This window comes from Chryseobacterium salviniae, assembly GCF_035819015.1.
Lineage (GTDB): Bacteria > Bacteroidota > Bacteroidia > Flavobacteriales > Weeksellaceae > Chryseobacterium > Chryseobacterium salviniae.
Genome location: NZ_JAYLAA010000034.1, coordinates 144625 through 159656, shown reverse-complemented (window position 1 = coordinate 159656; position 15032 = coordinate 144625). Strand labels below are relative to the sequence as shown.

Annotated in this window: 13 protein-coding genes; 6 read left to right on the top strand and 7 right to left on the bottom strand. The window is 38.0% G+C overall.

The window, feature by feature from the left end; genetic code table 11:
* Positions 1-172: 172 nt before the first annotated feature.
* Entirely contained in the window at positions 173-1465 is a 1293-nt protein-coding gene (locus SOP96_RS08710; RefSeq protein ID WP_326320590.1) for an MFS transporter, read from the top strand.
* A gap of 52 nt (positions 1466-1517) precedes the next feature.
* On the opposite strand, the gene SOP96_RS08705 is transcribed toward SOP96_RS08710, so the two are convergent.
* The 5 genes from SOP96_RS08705 to truA all read right to left on the bottom strand — a co-directional run bounded on the left by SOP96_RS08705 (position 1518) and on the right by truA (position 6441).
* Positions 1518-1730: a hypothetical protein gene (locus SOP96_RS08705; protein ID WP_072883545.1), complete on the bottom strand. Its 213-nt coding sequence runs from the start codon at positions 1728-1730 to the stop codon at positions 1518-1520.
* Positions 1731-2216: 486 nt separating this feature from the next.
* Entirely contained in the window at positions 2217-3974 is a 1758-nt protein-coding gene (locus SOP96_RS08700; RefSeq protein ID WP_326320589.1) for an ABC transporter ATP-binding protein, read from the bottom strand.
* Positions 3975-4140: 166 nt separating this feature from the next.
* Positions 4141-4911: an alpha/beta hydrolase gene (locus SOP96_RS08695; protein WP_326320588.1), complete on the bottom strand. Its 771-nt coding sequence runs from the start codon at positions 4909-4911 to the stop codon at positions 4141-4143.
* A gap of 85 nt (positions 4912-4996) precedes the next feature.
* Positions 4997-5584, bottom strand: a complete 588-nt coding sequence (locus SOP96_RS08690; RefSeq protein ID WP_326320587.1) for a Crp/Fnr family transcriptional regulator — start codon at positions 5582-5584, stop codon at positions 4997-4999.
* A 107-nt stretch (positions 5585-5691) separates the two neighbouring features.
* Positions 5692-6441: a tRNA pseudouridine(38-40) synthase TruA gene (gene truA / locus SOP96_RS08685; protein WP_326320595.1), complete on the bottom strand. Its 750-nt coding sequence runs from the start codon at positions 6439-6441 to the stop codon at positions 5692-5694.
* A 280-nt stretch (positions 6442-6721) separates the two neighbouring features.
* Between truA and lpxK the strand changes: the two genes are divergently transcribed.
* From lpxK to SOP96_RS08660, 5 genes are all read left to right on the top strand, one after another.
* Positions 6722-7747, top strand: a complete 1026-nt coding sequence (lpxK, locus tag SOP96_RS08680; protein WP_326320586.1) for a tetraacyldisaccharide 4'-kinase — start codon at positions 6722-6724, stop codon at positions 7745-7747.
* Positions 7731-8549 (top strand): purine-nucleoside phosphorylase, encoded by an 819-nt coding sequence (locus tag SOP96_RS08675; RefSeq protein ID WP_326320585.1) that lies wholly within the window; start codon positions 7731-7733, stop codon positions 8547-8549. The genes lpxK and SOP96_RS08675 overlap by 17 nt, the downstream gene beginning before the upstream one ends.
* Before the next feature lie 105 nt (positions 8550-8654).
* Positions 8655-9170: a TlpA family protein disulfide reductase gene (locus tag SOP96_RS08670; protein WP_326320584.1), complete on the top strand. Its 516-nt coding sequence runs from the start codon at positions 8655-8657 to the stop codon at positions 9168-9170.
* Between the two features lie 241 nt (positions 9171-9411).
* Positions 9412-10509: a DNA polymerase IV gene (dinB, locus tag SOP96_RS08665; RefSeq protein WP_326320594.1), complete on the top strand. Its 1098-nt coding sequence runs from the start codon at positions 9412-9414 to the stop codon at positions 10507-10509.
* 57 nt (positions 10510-10566) lie between these two features.
* On the top strand, positions 10567-12027 hold the full coding sequence (locus SOP96_RS08660; RefSeq protein ID WP_326320583.1) for an alpha-amylase: 1461 nt from the start codon (positions 10567-10569) through the stop codon (positions 12025-12027).
* Between the two features lie 126 nt (positions 12028-12153).
* On the opposite strand, the gene SOP96_RS08655 is transcribed toward SOP96_RS08660, so the two are convergent.
* Positions 12154-13488 (bottom strand): carboxylesterase family protein, encoded by a 1335-nt coding sequence (locus SOP96_RS08655; protein WP_326320582.1) that lies wholly within the window; start codon positions 13486-13488, stop codon positions 12154-12156.
* A gap of 241 nt (positions 13489-13729) precedes the next feature.
* On the bottom strand, positions 13730-15019 hold the full coding sequence (locus SOP96_RS08650) for an alkaline phosphatase family protein (RefSeq protein ID WP_326320581.1): 1290 nt from the start codon (positions 15017-15019) through the stop codon (positions 13730-13732).
* Positions 15020-15032 lie beyond the last annotated feature (13 nt).

Sequence of the window (15032 nt, the reverse complement as noted above, 5' to 3'; positions counted from 1 at the left end):
TTTWAAATTTTTTTTGGGGGGGGGCGGCCCCCCCCCCGCCCCGAAATTTACCATAATCAGCATACTTACTAAAGTTTTCGTACTGATAATTCAGATTACCTTCATTATATTTTAAAGAAAATTTTTACCAAAGCATCTTTTCCATATATCGAAAAAGAAATATCTTTCCGGTATGAAAACTTCTCAAATTACAACTTCCGGTAGAATCAAAGCTATTGTAGGCGGATCCATCGGAAATCTTGTTGAATGGTACGATTGGTATGCTTACGCAGCATTTGCCATTTACTTTTCAAATTCATTCTTTCCCGATTCTGATATGACCGCACAGCTGCTAAATACTGCGGGGATTTTTGCCGTCGGGTTTCTTATGCGTCCCGTAGGCGGATGGCTTTTCGGAAGCATTGCGGACAGAATCGGAAGGAAAAAAGCCATGACCTTTTCAGTATTGCTCATGTCCTTCGGCTCTCTGTTAATTGCTTTAACACCAACATATAATACAATAGGAGTTCTGGCGCCGTTACTTTTATTAATAGCCCGTCTTTTGCAGGGACTGAGTGTGGGAGGGGAATACGGCGTTTCTGCAACCTATCTCAGCGAAATGGCAACTTCCGAAAGACGCGGATTTTACTCCAGCTTTCAGTATGTAACGCTGATTGGCGGACAGCTGATCGCACTTGGAATTCAGCTGATTTTACAGAAATTATTACTTACGGAAACCCAGCTTGAAAACTGGGGCTGGAGAATTCCTTTCGTTATCGGGGCATTACTGTCCGTAATTGCATTATATTTAAGAGCAAACCTCCACGAAACCGAGGCTTTCGAAAACAAAAAAAACCTTAGCGAAAATAAAAAAGGAACCATAAAAGAATTACTGAAACATCCTAAAGCATTACTGACAGTTGTAGGTCTCACTTTGGGCGGAACGCTTGCATTCTACACCTATACCACTTACATGCAGAAATTTCTGGTCAATACCGTTCACCTTACAAAAGAACAATCTACATTAATCTCTTTTATTTCGCTTTTTATTTTTGCCTGTCTACAGCCTGTTTTCGGAGCCCTGTCGGATAAAATAGGAAGAAGGCCCCTGTTGCTGTGCTTCGGGATTTTAGGAATGGTGTTCACTTATCCGCTGCTGAACGCATTGAGTACAACCACTTCCATGTGGGGCGCTTTCTTTCTGATTATGGCAGCATTACTGATCGTGAGTGGGTACACATCCATTAATGCAGTCGTAAAGGCCGAACTTTTTCCTTCAGAAGTAAGAGCTTTGGGAGTAGGATTGCCTTATGCATTAACCGTAGCGATTTTTGGAGGAACAGCAGAGTACTTGGCATTGTGGTTTAAACAGCAAAATGTAGAACATTACTTTTACTGGTACATCACAGCTTGTATTTTCTTCTCATTTGTAGTTTACTCACAAATGAAAGACACGAAGGAAACATCTGCTCTTGATAAAGATTAAAAGAATAGGTCATAAAAAGACCGCAGCTCAGAGAATCTGAGCTGCGGTTCTATTAATGATAAGCTTGCTTAAATTTTTGGAGGATATTATCCAGATTATGTCTCTGGACATATACACTCTTCACATCTTCATATCTTGGCGATTTGTAAAACACTTCATGGAAATCCATACTCCCATTTCCTACTTTTACCACTTTCTGAACTTCGATATTCAACTTTCTCAATTCATCTTTAAAAACCTGAAATTCGTCTTGGATATTTTTCATCTATTTTTGGATTTTAATTAAAACTATATTTTTATATCAAACACCCTACCAAAATTCAGGGGTATACTTGAAAATCAATATAAAGGTAATGATTTTTTACATATAAATATAGTAATTGGTTGGTATTTCGGTAATTATTTATCTGATTTTAAATCATTTTGATAAATTTATTAAAATTTAAGTATTTTTATTTCAGCAACAAAAAATTAAACACAATTTTTAAAAGGCCAAGAAATATTTTAACAATCGGACTTACCCTTAAAAAAAGTTATAATATTTAATAAAAAATAAGAGATTAGATCACCAATGATTCTAACCTCTTATTGTATAAAGTAGCTAACGTGAAATAGGCTTAGAGCAGGGCTGATCTTACTATTCTAAACTCCTTGCATCTATAATAATCAATTAAGCATGATATTTTTTAAAAGCAGTGCAGATATGTGTACTCTAAATATAAAATAATCATTATCAGCTTATTAGTGTTAATTATTTTTTAGTTTCTTCTTCCAATTCTACCTCATGTCTCAGCTGCGCCTTGTACAATGTTGCATAATATCCGTTTTTATCCAGAAGTTCAAGATGCTTTCCTTGTTCCACAATTTTACCATGTTCCATAACGATAATCTTATCCGCTCTTTCAATGGTGGAAAGCCGGTGTGCAATAATAATGGATGTTCTGTTTTTCGTGATTTTTTCAGTGGCTCTCTGGATCAGCTTTTCACTTTCATGGTCAATCGATGAGGTAGCTTCATCCAGAATCAGAATCTTAGGGTCTGAAAGATACGCTCTCAGGAACGATAGCAGCTGCCTTTGTCCGAGGGAAATAGAAGAACCTCTTTCGCTCACTACATAATCATATCCTCCGGGAAGGCTTTCAATAAATTCATCAACTTCAATTTCCTTTGCTCCGGCTCTGATCTGCTCCAGCGTAATGGAATCATCGCCAAATGAAAGATTTTCAAAAATGCTTCCGTGGAACAGGAAAACATCCTGCAATACCACACCGATATGGCTTCGGAGGCAGTAAAGTTCATAATCTTTCAGATCTACATCATCAATAATAATATTTCCGGAATTAATATCGTAAAGCCTTGTAATCAGGCTGATAATCGTCGATTTCCCCGCTCCGGTAGCGCCAACAATGGCAACCGTTTCTCCAGGGTTTACTGTAAAATCAATTCCTTTTAGCACCTCCTGCTTTTCATCATAAGCAAAATGTACGTTCCGGAATTCAATTTTTCCTTCAAAATGATCCTTCTGCACTGTTCCTGTATTTGGCATCGAATTTTCCTCATCCATCAATCCTAAAACTCTTTCAGCTCCTACAATACCTCGCTGGATATTATTGAAACGGTCTGCAATCTGCCTCAAAGGACGAATCAGCATTGAAATATATTGGATGAATGCGATCACAACACCTGCGCTGATCGTGATGTAGCCTCCGTAAAAAAGAATAAATCCAATGAAAAGCGAAGAAATTAATTCAACAACAGGAAAGAATAAGGAGAAGATAAAAACCGTTCTCAACAATGCTCCTTTCAACGTGATGTTGATCTCGTCAAATTTTTTGAATTCAGATTCCTGTCTGTTGAATACCTGAATGATCGGCATTCCCGCCAGTCTTTCCTGAACAAATGAGTTTTGGTGAGAAGTCCAGTTCCTTTCATCTCCAAACGCTTTTTTCAGTCTTTTCTGGAAAAATCGGGTAATAACAACCATCAATGGAAGAATGGCCAGCGTTATATAGCTGAGATGCACATTGGTACTGAACATCATTACCAGCACAAAAACAATTCTCAAAATATCCCCGAAAACCATCAGGAAACCATCTGTATAAACGGTGGCAATGGTTTCAACATCACCTACCGCTCTGGTAACCAGCTGCCCGATCGGTGTCTTATCAAAAAATGAAGTTTTAAAATAAATGAGTTTATTATATAACCTTTGCCTGATATCCCTGATGACATTCTGTGAGATGTAGTTAGAAAAATAAACCAGAAAAAAGTTTAAAACAGTTTCTGCGAAAACCAAACCTACCAAAATGTAGATGTGTTTCATCATTAAAGCCTTATCTTTCAGCTTGGTGATGTCATTATCCACCACTTCCATGGTAAGATAAGGCCTGTAGGTAGAAACCATAGCCAGTATGATGGAGATAATCAGCGTAAGGATGAACCAGGAACGGAATTTCATTCCGATAAAGAACAGCCTTTTGATAATTCCCCAGGTATCTTGTTTTTTCATTGTACGAATTGAAGAAAGAATTACATTAAAATTCTTTGCAAAAATAAGACTTTCTGAATTGACAAGCTTTACAAGGCACGGAAATAGTCATAGAAAATTTCAGATCGGTGTCATTTATAGTATTGATGATTAAATTGATGTAAACCTTCAGGGTTTGTTGAAAAATCTAATTTACTTTCTTCAGCCATTCTAAAACATATTGTGCGACTTCTTCCCAGTTTTTCTCACCTGCGATAAAGTGGCTTCGTCCCGGAAATGCTTTAAAATCAACAATGCTGTTTTTATCCTGATAAGCCTGTGCTATTTTTCGGGAAAATTCTGCAGGGAAAATAGCGTCATTCTCCCCTCCAATAAACAATAAAGGTTCATGCGGTTTCTTTAAATCTAATTTTGCAGAAGATTTAAATAAAGGATCTTTGGCCAGCTTTCTGCTTTCCGGCACAGCAACAGTTTCATATAACTGATCGCTTTCTTCTTTAGTGTAATTGTTAAAAAATGCTTTGTGATACCATTCTTTAGAGCCCATAAACACGGTGTTTCCTTTAAAGATGTTTACTACGGGCCACACTATTTTTACCGTAGAAAAAGGAGCCATTATGTTTTTTGGTGGAGCGCCGTCGATGCTTACTCCGGCAACAGCCTTGCCCATATCAATCAGTTTTTGAACCATCAGTCCGCCAAATGAATGGCCAATTACGATTGGCTTTTCCGGGAGTGTATCAATAAATTTAGATAAATGAGCAATCACATCATCAAATCCAACCTCTTTTAAATCTGCCGGAATGTTCTTTTTTAAGTCTCTCGGATCTCCGCTGTGCCCCGGATTTGCAGGAGTGTGTACCGTGTAACCCTGAGCTTCAAAGTAATTTTTCCATTCTCTCCAGCTTGTATTGTTCACAAATAATCCATGAATAAATACGATAGTTTTTGTTTTCATAACTTTTATTTTTAATTGGTTTTAAATTATGATACAAAGTTCCGCGAATAAAATGAAGATAATTTTAACCTCGGTTAAAATCGTACTACTTCCCCGAAATTCTTTTTCGGATTCTGCTCAGAGATGGTCCCTGAATGCCCAGATAAGAGGAAATATGATATAGCGGAACATTATTAAAAATATCAGGGTGCTGTTTAATAAGATCTAAATAGCGTTCTTCGGCAGATTTAAATAAAAAACCTTCAATTCTGTTCATGGTAACATTGAAAGCTTCCTGAGCCAGGAGCCTCCCGAATTTCTCCCATCGGTGCGACTGACGATAAAGGCTCAGCAGATCTGTGTATCTAATATAAATGATAGAAGCATCCGTTAAAGCCTGGGTATGGTAATCGCAGGGTATCTGATTAATAAAACTTTTAAAAGAGACCACAAAACCATTCGCTGAATATAAGAACACATTTTTCTCCTCGCCCGTTTTTTCGTCAATTGAATATGAGCGGAAAACACCATCTTCAATAAATCCAAAGTAGGTACAAACCGTTCCGCGGAGATTGTAGAATTCTCCTTTTTTGTATTTTTTCGAAAACCAGAAATCTTCAGACAGTTTGAAATCTTCCTCTGTAAGTCCGGCAAAATAATTAAGGGCGAAAGCAAGTTTTTCGATTTCATCCATGGTTTTAGTTTTTAAATTAAATATATATCTCAATTGTCATTTGAGTCTAAATAAAGCTTCCCGATTTGCTCAACCTTCAGGGGTTTCAAAAATCTTGAAGGTTTATTTTATTGAGGTTTAGAGCAATCAAAATCATAGCCCACATCCACCAGGTACAGCCCATGAGCAGGAGCAGAAGTCCCCGCTGAGTGCCTGTTTTTATTTTCAATGACTTTGCGGAGATCCTCGGGCTTTAATTTTCCGGCACCTATGTCCACCATTGTTCCTACAATAGCCCTTACCATATTTCTCAGGAAGCGGTTGGCTGAAACAGTAAACTTCAATTCGCTTCCGTTTTGTTCCCATTCTGCTTTATAGATTTTGCAGAGGTTGGTTTTATTATCGGTATGAAGTTTGGCAAAGCTTGTAAAATCTTCGTATTCAAATAAAATTTTACAGGCTTCATTCATTCTGTTGATATCGAGCGGTCTTCTCCAGTGCTGCCATGCAGATTCTTCTGTGAACGGGTTTTTTTCAAGAGAAATATAGTATTCATAAGTTCTGTACGTAGCGTCAAATCTTGCATGAAAATCATCCTTTACCGGAAAAATTCTTTTCACCGAAATATCTGGCGGAAGAAAGCTGTTTAATCTTTTTGGCAGGTCTTGGTCAAGAATTTTTGCTGTATCAAAATGGGCGAAAATTTTCTTTGCATGCACACCGGTATCCGTTCTTCCGGCTCCTGTCGTTTTGATTTCTTCCCTTAATATTGTAGAAAGTGCTTTTTCCATTTCTTCCTGAACGGAAATAGCATTCGGCTGAATCTGATAGCCGAAATAATTTTTGCCGTTGTAAGAAAATTCTATAAAATACCTCACTGTAATAAAATAACTACGCAAAATTACTTCAATTAAGTGATAATTATCAACATAATTTAAAACCGTTTCAAATTTCTTGCTGAAATTTAATCCTATTAACTTAAGATACACAAATAAGCAATTTAGCCATACATCTTATAAATCCTTAAACTCGTTTAAAATCTCAATAGTAAAATAATTACAATTTACAATTAAGATTAAAAAAATATTTAAAATAAATCTCGAAAAGTAGATACCATAGTAAGGAAAATCCATGCGAAAATTCCTATTTTTGCAAGGTATGAAAAGATGGTACCTTTATCCCTTTTCTCTAGGTTATCGCATGGTAACGGGTATCCGGAACACAATGTATGATCTGGGAATCTTTAAATCGACAAAATTCAGAACACCGATCATATGTGTCGGTAACCTTTCTGTAGGCGGAAGCGGAAAATCCCCTATGGTAATGTATCTTGCGCAGTTTTTGTCTAAACATTACAGAACCGGAGTGCTTTCAAGAGGGTACGGTAGGCTCACAAAAGGCTACGCCGTTACCAACTATGAGAGCAACTACAAAATGGTAGGCGATGAAGCCATGCAGCTTTTCGAACGTTTTAAAAATCGATTTGTTATTGCCGTTTCCGAAGAAAGAGTTCCCGGAGCCAAAAAAGTAATTTCCGATATGGACCTGGATGTTCTGGTATTAGATGATGCCATGCAGCACAGAGCAATAAAGCCCGGCTTCACTATTATGATGACCGATTTTAATGATCCTTATTTTAAAGACCACCTGCTTCCTGCGGGAGATTTAAGGGAATCAAGAGCGGGAGCTAAAAGAGCGGACATCGTTATGGTCAGCAAATGTCCCGACGAGCTTACTGAAGAAACCAAGCAATATTATATTTCAAGGATAAGGCCTTCCGAGCGTCAGAAAGTATTTTTCTCATCCATTGGCTACGACGAAAATGTGTACGGAAAAGAAAAAATGCTTCCGGATAACAACCTGAATTATTATGATATTCTTCTCATTACGGGAATTGCAAACCCCAAACCTTTGCTGAATCATCTTGCTAAATTTTCGCAAAGAGTAAAGCATTTAAAATTCCGGGATCATCACAACTTTACGGAAGCAGATATTAAAAATATTGTGGCAGAGTATAAGAAATTAGGCGAATATAAACTAATCTTGACGACTGAAAAAGACTATGTACGCCTTAAAACCTTTGATTACCTTAGAGATATTGTCTATTACTGGCCTATCAATGTAATCATTGACAAGAAGGAAGAATTTAACCAAATCATTCTGGATTATGTTAGAAAAAATTAAGAAAATAGCGGCCTTTATACAGGATGTTATTAATGATACTCCTGATTTTGCTATTGTTCTGGGCTCAGGACTGGGAAAGCTCCAAGATGAGGTGGAAACAATTCATATCTTAAAATATTCTGAAATCCCTGAATTTCCGCAAGCAACAGTTGCAGGCCACACCGGGAAGTTAATATACGGAAGGCTGGAAGGAAAAAAAGTTTTGATGATGAGCGGCCGCTTTCATTATTATGAAGGTCATTCTATGGAAAACGTGGTGCTGCCGATAAGGGTTTTTCATCTTTTAGGAATTAAAAACCTGATTCTTTCGAATGCTTCCGGCGGCATAAATTCTCAATATAAAATTGCAGATATTGCCATCATCAAAGATCATATCAACATGATGCCGGAACATCCGCTTCGGGGAAGGAACATCGATTCTTTCGGGCCACGATTTGTGGATATGAGCGAAGCATACAGCAAAAAAATGATTTCTGTTGCCGAAAAAGTAGCTTCTGAAAATAGCATCAATATTCACCAGGGAATCTATGTGGCACTGCAAGGTCCTACTTTTGAAACCCCTGCGGAATACGGAATGATAAAAGCCATCGGCGGCGATATGGTAGGAATGAGTACCGTTCCTGAAGTTATTGTTGCAAGGCATATGGAAATGAATGTTTTCGGGATCTCCGTCATTACAGATCTGGGCGGTTCCGATATCGCCTTCTCCGTTTCCCACGAAGAAGTTCTGAATGCAGCCAACAAAGCAATGCCTAATGTAATTGCTATAATAAAAGGTTTGGTAAAAGAATATGAATGTTAAATTAATATTAATAGAAATTCTCAATAATCCGGATTTTTCCTAATTTATAAAAAACTTCTTAAAAATTGCTTTTCATTGTTTAGCTTTGCAAAAATGATTTTTAAAATGAAGAAACTGTTTTTATTATTCATGATCGGAATTTTCGGACTAAGCTGCTCCCAGCAGGCTCCCGAAGTGCTTAAAACAAGTTTTTCCAAAAAAGCACTGCTTCAGAAAGTAGAAAATGAAGATGGGAAGACTGTTACCATACAGCAAATCCTGGATCAGCATAAAGGAAAAGTTTTAGTCCTTGATTTTTGGGCAGGATGGTGCAGGGATTGTTTAAAAGCGCTTCCGAAAGCCAAAGAATTGGAAGATAACAATAAAAATATTGATTTTGTTTTCCTTTCATTAGACCGTTCCAAAGAAGGTTTCGAAAAAAGCCTGGAAAAATTTGAAATGAAAGACAAAGAAAACTATTGGTTCGCTTCCGGATGGAAAAACGATTTCAACAACTATATTGATCTCAACTGGATCCCAAGGTACATGGTGATCGATCAGAAGTCTGCCATCGCCAAATATTACGCCATCTCACCTGAAGATCCCGATCTCCAGGCAACAATTGATAAGCTTTTGAAATGATTTATTTTTGCCGCAAAGTAAACAAAGTTTTTATCTTATATGTTGTTTAATTTACAAAGGTGCTTCGCTTAATAAAGTAAGACAGATTTATTTGATTGTATTTCGTAAATTAGTGAAACGGCATTGTTTATCTTAAAAAACATTTTATTTTATAAACTTTAGTTTATCCTTGCGATTAAAGAATTCAAGACAAAAGAAATTAATCTAAATTAAAGAATAAATGAATCCATATCTTTGCGGTATGGATTCTTCTTTTCCCCTTCGTAAAATTATTCATGTTGATATGGATGCATTCTATGCTTCTGTAGAACAGCATGATAATCCTGCTTTGAAAGGCAAAGCTATTGCGGTTGGAGGAGAGCACCGGGGTGTTGTGGCTGCGGCAAGCTATGAAGCCAGAAAATTCGGGGTACGGTCTGCAATGCCCAGTAAAACGGCTAAAGAAAAATGCCCGCATCTTATTTTTGTTTCACCCAGATTTCAACGGTATAAGGAAATTTCAAGAAAAATACGGGAAATTTTTTATGAATATACCGACCTGGTAGAGCCTTTATCTTTAGATGAAGCTTATCTTGATGTCACGGAAAATAAAAAGGAAATAGAATCTGCTAATCAGATAGCAAGGGAAATCCGTCAAAAGATTTTTGAACAGACGGGATTAACGGCTTCCGCAGGAATTTCCATCAACAAATTTTTAGCAAAAGTAGCCTCGGATATTAATAAGCCCAATGGTCAGAAAACCATTCATCCGGATAAGGTAGAAAGCTTTCTTGAAGAGTTGCCGGTTGAAAAATTTTACGGGGTAGGAAAGGTGACGGCGAATAAAATGTTTAGTTTAGGCATTTATAAAGGAAAAGATTTGAAGAAAAGATCTATTGAAGACCTTACAAGGCTGTTCGGAAAATCGGGAGCTTATTACTATAATGTAGTGCGTGGCATTCATCATTCAGAAGTAAAGCCTCATCGTATCCAGAAAAGCGTTGCAGTAGAAAGAACCTTTTTTGAAGATCTTTTTGATGAGCAGCAGATCGATGAAAAATTAAAGAGCCTGAGTGAAGAGCTTCAAAACCGTCTTCAGAAAAATAATATTTTCGGACGGACGCTTACCCTTAAAATTAAATACAAAGATTTTTCCCTTTTTACAAGAAGCATTACCCGGGAAGAATATTTCTCCTCCGCAGAACAATATTTCAATACCGGTAAACAGCTTTGGGAATTGCGCCCGTTCGATAAACCCGTTCGGTTGCTCGGTTTATCCCTTTCCCAACTCAATACCGACGAGAAAAAGCTGGTGTCGGTTCAACTAAAAATTCCGTTCAAAGAATTTGAAGACCAATAATCTCGGAAATTTTCATTATATTGTAGTAACCAAATTTACAATTTTATGAATGAAACGATGATTCAATTTTTTCACTGGTATTCCGAAGGAGATGGAAAACTGTGGAAAGAAGCAGAAAAAAACGCACAATATCTGGCTGAATTAGGAATTACATCTGTATGGTTTCCTCCCGCTTACAAAGGAACAGCAGGAGGTCTCTCAATAGGTTACGATGCTTATGATCTTTACGATCTGGGAGAATTTGACCAGAAAGGAACCGTCCCTACTAAATACGGAACAAAAGAAGACTACATAAAAGCCATCAAAGCTTTAAAAGAACAAAACATCAAGGTGATTGTTGATATCGTTCTTGGCCACAAGGCCGGGGGAGATGAACTTGAAACATTCAAAGCTCTGAAAGTAGATGAGGAAAACAGAGATAAAATTATTTCAGGCGAGATCGAAATACAGTCTTACACTAAATTTACTTTTCCCGGCCGGGGTAAAAAATATTCTGATTTTGAATGGAATTATACCTGCTTCAGCGGCGTAGATTACGCAGAAGGAATGGATTCCCATATTTTTAAAATTAAAAATGAATACGGAACCGACTGGGAAGAAATGATTGATGATGAGAAAGGAAACTATGATTACTTGATGTTCAATGATGTCGAGCACCGCAATCCTTTCGTCCGGGAGGAGCTCAATAACTGGGCAAAATGGTATTTTGATGAAACCGATTTCGACGGCGTAAGGCTGGATGCCCTGAAACATATTTCATTTGATTTTTATAAAGAATGGCTTACGCTGCTGCGATCCAACTCCGGTAAAAATATTTTTGCGGTAGGAGAATACTGGGCGCCGGGATACCTGGGTCTTCTTCAGAAATACATTGATGTTACGGAAGGCTGCATGAGCCTTTTCGACAGCTCTTTACAGAATAATTTCCACAATGCTTCCAACGAAGGCGACTCTTACGATTTGCGAAGGATTTTCGATGAAACGCTTACCCAGGCAGATCCTCTGCATTCGGTGAGTTTGGTTGATAATCACGACACGCAGCCGTTACAGGATCTGGAAGCTCCGGTAGAGCAGTGGTTCAAACCTTTAGCATATGCTCTCATCCTGCTTCGCAAAGACGGATATCCATGTGTGTTTTATCCGGATTTGTATGGTGCGCATTATGTTGATAAAGACCGTGAAGGCAATGACCAGGAAATATTTCTGGATAAAGTAGACGGAATTGAAGAAATGCTGAAGGCTAGAAAAGATCATGCGTACGGAGAACAGCGTGATTATTTTGAAGATGCCAACTGTCTTGGATGGGTTCGTGAAGGGGATGATGAACATTCCGGTTGTGCGGTAGTGCTCAGCAACAAAGAAGCGTATGAAAAACCCATGGAAATGGGCGAAAAATATATCGGGAAAACTTTTTATGACGTATTGGGAAGGTTTGAGGATAAAGTAACGATCGACGAAAACGGCTGGGGGAATTTTCCGGTTCCAGCAGGTAATGTAAGTGTCTGGATCGAAGAGTAGCCTTAGTAACTGCAAAACCAACAATATTTATAATGATCATCCGTAAGTTTTGTCATTTCTTATAAGAGGTAACACTCTGCCGAATGACAAACCTTGCGGGTATTTTTTAGGATGAATAATTCCTTTTTAATTCTTAACTTTTTTAAGCTTAAGGATTTCAGGTCTTTCAGAGTCTTCCGAAATAACTCCGGTTCTGGCAAATTCTGCCCAGAGTGCGCGAAGCTTTTGTCCATTTTCCTGAATATATTCCCATGGAACATCTTTTAGCAATTCTGCTGATTGCCAGGCTTCTTTGTTTTCAAATATCAAAGGCAGATCTACACAGTGAGATGCACCGATGTAATTATTTTTTAATTTAGATTGAATAACAAACTGATACACATTCCCGCCACCGGCTGCAAGATTTTCTGCAAAGGTTTTCGCCGGTTTTTCATAGATCGACTCCGTGGTTTTTCTCACAATCTTATTCAAAATCCTATGAGGAAGGTATGTGTAGATTCCTGTTTGAGCGGTTTTTACATAAAAAGCTGTTTCATCCTTATTTGAGCCAATTAAAACATCATATTTTCCTGCATTTTGTTGCCATTTTTCTAAGGCTTTTTCTTCTCTGCATAATGGAGGATGACCGTATTGTGTACAAAACGGCATGGATGTTTTCAGTCCGTATTTTCTGAAAGAAGGTAAAAAATCCGAATAGCTTTCCACCATTTTTAAAGGATCCGGTTCACCTTTCAAAAAATCGGTTTTCCTGAAAAATTCAGATGACATTTTCTGCCTGTTGATTCTAAAGCCCAATGGCGCACTATGGATAATAGCCCGGCGAAACAAATGATCTGTTCCCTCCGAGATCATAAGGTGGGCAATAGCATCACCTCCGGAAGACTGCCCGAACAGGGTGATGTTTTCAGGATCTCCGCCAAATTCACATATATATTTTTTTATCCATTGCAAAGCGGCAATTATATCATACAGTCCCAAATTGGGCGGCCTTTCCTCATCACCTCCCAAAAATCCGAAAAGCCCCAGCCGGTAAGAAATCGAAACAACAATGATATCCTGTTCCTTTACCCACACGGAAGGATCAGAGGTGGGCAGATCACCGCATCCTATTTCGTAAGATCCGCCGTGAATCCATACAATAACAGGCAGTTTTTCATCATCATAAAAATGCTCAGGTCTTGTAATGGTAAGAAATTGAGGAGATTCATCCGGTACAAATTGTTTCACTTCGGTTTTCTGGATTAATCTGTCCAGCAGCGGACTTATATTTTGTGGACATACCGGGGTTTTATCCGGGATTTCGTGGTTTCCCAGATATTCTAAAAGTTCAGGTTTTTTAAATCTTTGAGACCGGGCATAACGGATGCTTTTGGCCCTGATAACGCTGTTTTCCTTTATGGCTGAAATCGTCCCGAAAGATGTCTGAAAGGTGTGAATTCCTTTATGCTGCTGTGTTGTCATCCAACAAAATTATGTTTATTAAATGTAGTAATTTAAAGGGAATCTAACGATGGATCTATATGTTTGATCATGAATCAATTTAAATTTAACTAAATAAATAATGCCGCTTTTAGGCACAGATTTTACGGTAGTGGTAAAATTGGTATTATAATCTATAGTGTAGAAATAAAAAATTTAACAGTCTTATACTAAGATTTATCATACAATACACCTGTGCTGCATGAAAACTCAGTCATCGGTGTTACTGCTTTTTATAGTTTTCAAGGATTTTTTTTAAAACTTTTGCTTTACCATCGACAGGCTTGCTTATTTTTAAATGCAGTATATTGGCAACAAGAGGATAAATGTTTATATTTTCAAATTCGCCGACAGTCATATTGCTTTTGAATGCTGGTCCCCATGCGAAGAATATGGCTTTCATTTCAGGAACGGTTGCCGGATCATAACCATGTTTTCCTGCCGAAGCCCTCTTTCCTTTTTCCAGAAATATTTTAGGGGCTTTAGGAACGAGGAGAATCTGACCTATTCTGCCATAGTAATCATCTTTTTTGGAGAAATGCAGGTGTTTTGGAAATTTTTTATTTAAATAAACTTCGTATTCCAGGGTTTTATACGCTTTTAATTCTTTATAAACGCTTTTAATTTCAGCAGGATTTTTAACATAAACCCTCAACAAAGTCTGGGAGTTGTAAATATCAAATCTATTTTTATCCAACAGCATCTGCGGAATTTCAATGGGGTTGTTGCCATCCACTTTTATCATTCCGTGGTCAGATACAAAAATAAAGTTTACATTCTTCAGACCAAGTTCGTTCACTTTTTTTACCAGTTCGCCAATGGCTGTATCTACTTTCTGTACTGCGGCTTCCGTTTCTTTCGCATCGGGTCCGAAATGATGTCCGCTGGCGTCTGCTTCCGGAAAATATAGGGAGATAAAATGAGGCCGTTTGTCTGTTGGGAGTTTCAGCCAGTTGATCACTTTATCCACTTTTTCTGCCGGTGAAAACTTTTCATGATAATGATAATAGTAGGTTGGGCGTGTTCCTCCTGCATCGCTTGCCGAGCCTACCCACATTAAAGAAGCCGTAAGCATTCCCTGCTGTTCTGCAAGTCCCCAGAGTGGAAGCCCACCATACCAGCTGCCATCTTCTGCATTGGTTTTGTCGCTCATCGCATACGGCGCATTTCTCTTATAATCATAAAAATAATTGTCAATAATACCGTGGTGAGAAGGATAAAGTCCTGTGATTAAAGACCAGTGATTGGGGAAGGTAATGCTGGGATAGCCAGGAATCATGGCTTTTGCCCGGATGCCTTCACCAGAATAGTTTAATAAATTCAACGCATTGTATTTCTTTGCATAATCATACCGGAATCCATCTGCCGAGATCATAATAACATATGGTTTGGCCTGGGCTTCAACACTATTGTAACGGTTGGGTAACACAATCTGTGCAGTATCGGTACTTCCGTGCTGACTAAAAGCGAATAATGATACAAAAATCATTACAATTGCCAACGCTTGCTTCATTATGTAAATTTTG

Excerpts from the sequence above, each read along its gene's own strand:
- SOP96_RS08710 (WP_326320590.1), top strand. The coding sequence starts at position 173 with ATGAAAACTTCTCAAATTACAACTTCCGGTAGAATCAAAGCTATTGTA.
- SOP96_RS08705 (WP_072883545.1), bottom strand. The coding sequence starts at position 1,730 with ATGAAAAATATCCAAGACGAATTTCAGGTTTTTAAAGATGAATTGAGA.
- SOP96_RS08700 (WP_326320589.1), bottom strand. The coding sequence starts at position 3,974 with ATGAAAAAACAAGATACCTGGGGAATTATCAAAAGGCTGTTCTTTATC.
- SOP96_RS08695 (WP_326320588.1), bottom strand. The coding sequence starts at position 4,911 with ATGAAAACAAAAACTATCGTATTTATTCATGGATTATTTGTGAACAAT.
- SOP96_RS08690 (WP_326320587.1), bottom strand. The coding sequence starts at position 5,584 with ATGGATGAAATCGAAAAACTTGCTTTCGCCCTTAATTATTTTGCCGGA.
- lpxK (WP_326320586.1), top strand. The coding sequence starts at position 6,722 with ATGAAAAGATGGTACCTTTATCCCTTTTCTCTAGGTTATCGCATGGTA.
- SOP96_RS08675 (WP_326320585.1), top strand. The coding sequence starts at position 7,731 with ATGTTAGAAAAAATTAAGAAAATAGCGGCCTTTATACAGGATGTTATT.
- SOP96_RS08670 (WP_326320584.1), top strand. The coding sequence starts at position 8,655 with ATGAAGAAACTGTTTTTATTATTCATGATCGGAATTTTCGGACTAAGC.
- dinB (WP_326320594.1), top strand. The coding sequence starts at position 9,412 with ATGGATTCTTCTTTTCCCCTTCGTAAAATTATTCATGTTGATATGGAT.
- SOP96_RS08660 (WP_326320583.1), top strand. The coding sequence starts at position 10,567 with ATGATTCAATTTTTTCACTGGTATTCCGAAGGAGATGGAAAACTGTGG.
- SOP96_RS08655 (WP_326320582.1), bottom strand. The coding sequence starts at position 13,488 with ATGACAACACAGCAGCATAAAGGAATTCACACCTTTCAGACATCTTTC.
- SOP96_RS08650 (WP_326320581.1), bottom strand. The coding sequence starts at position 15,019 with ATGAAGCAAGCGTTGGCAATTGTAATGATTTTTGTATCATTATTCGCT.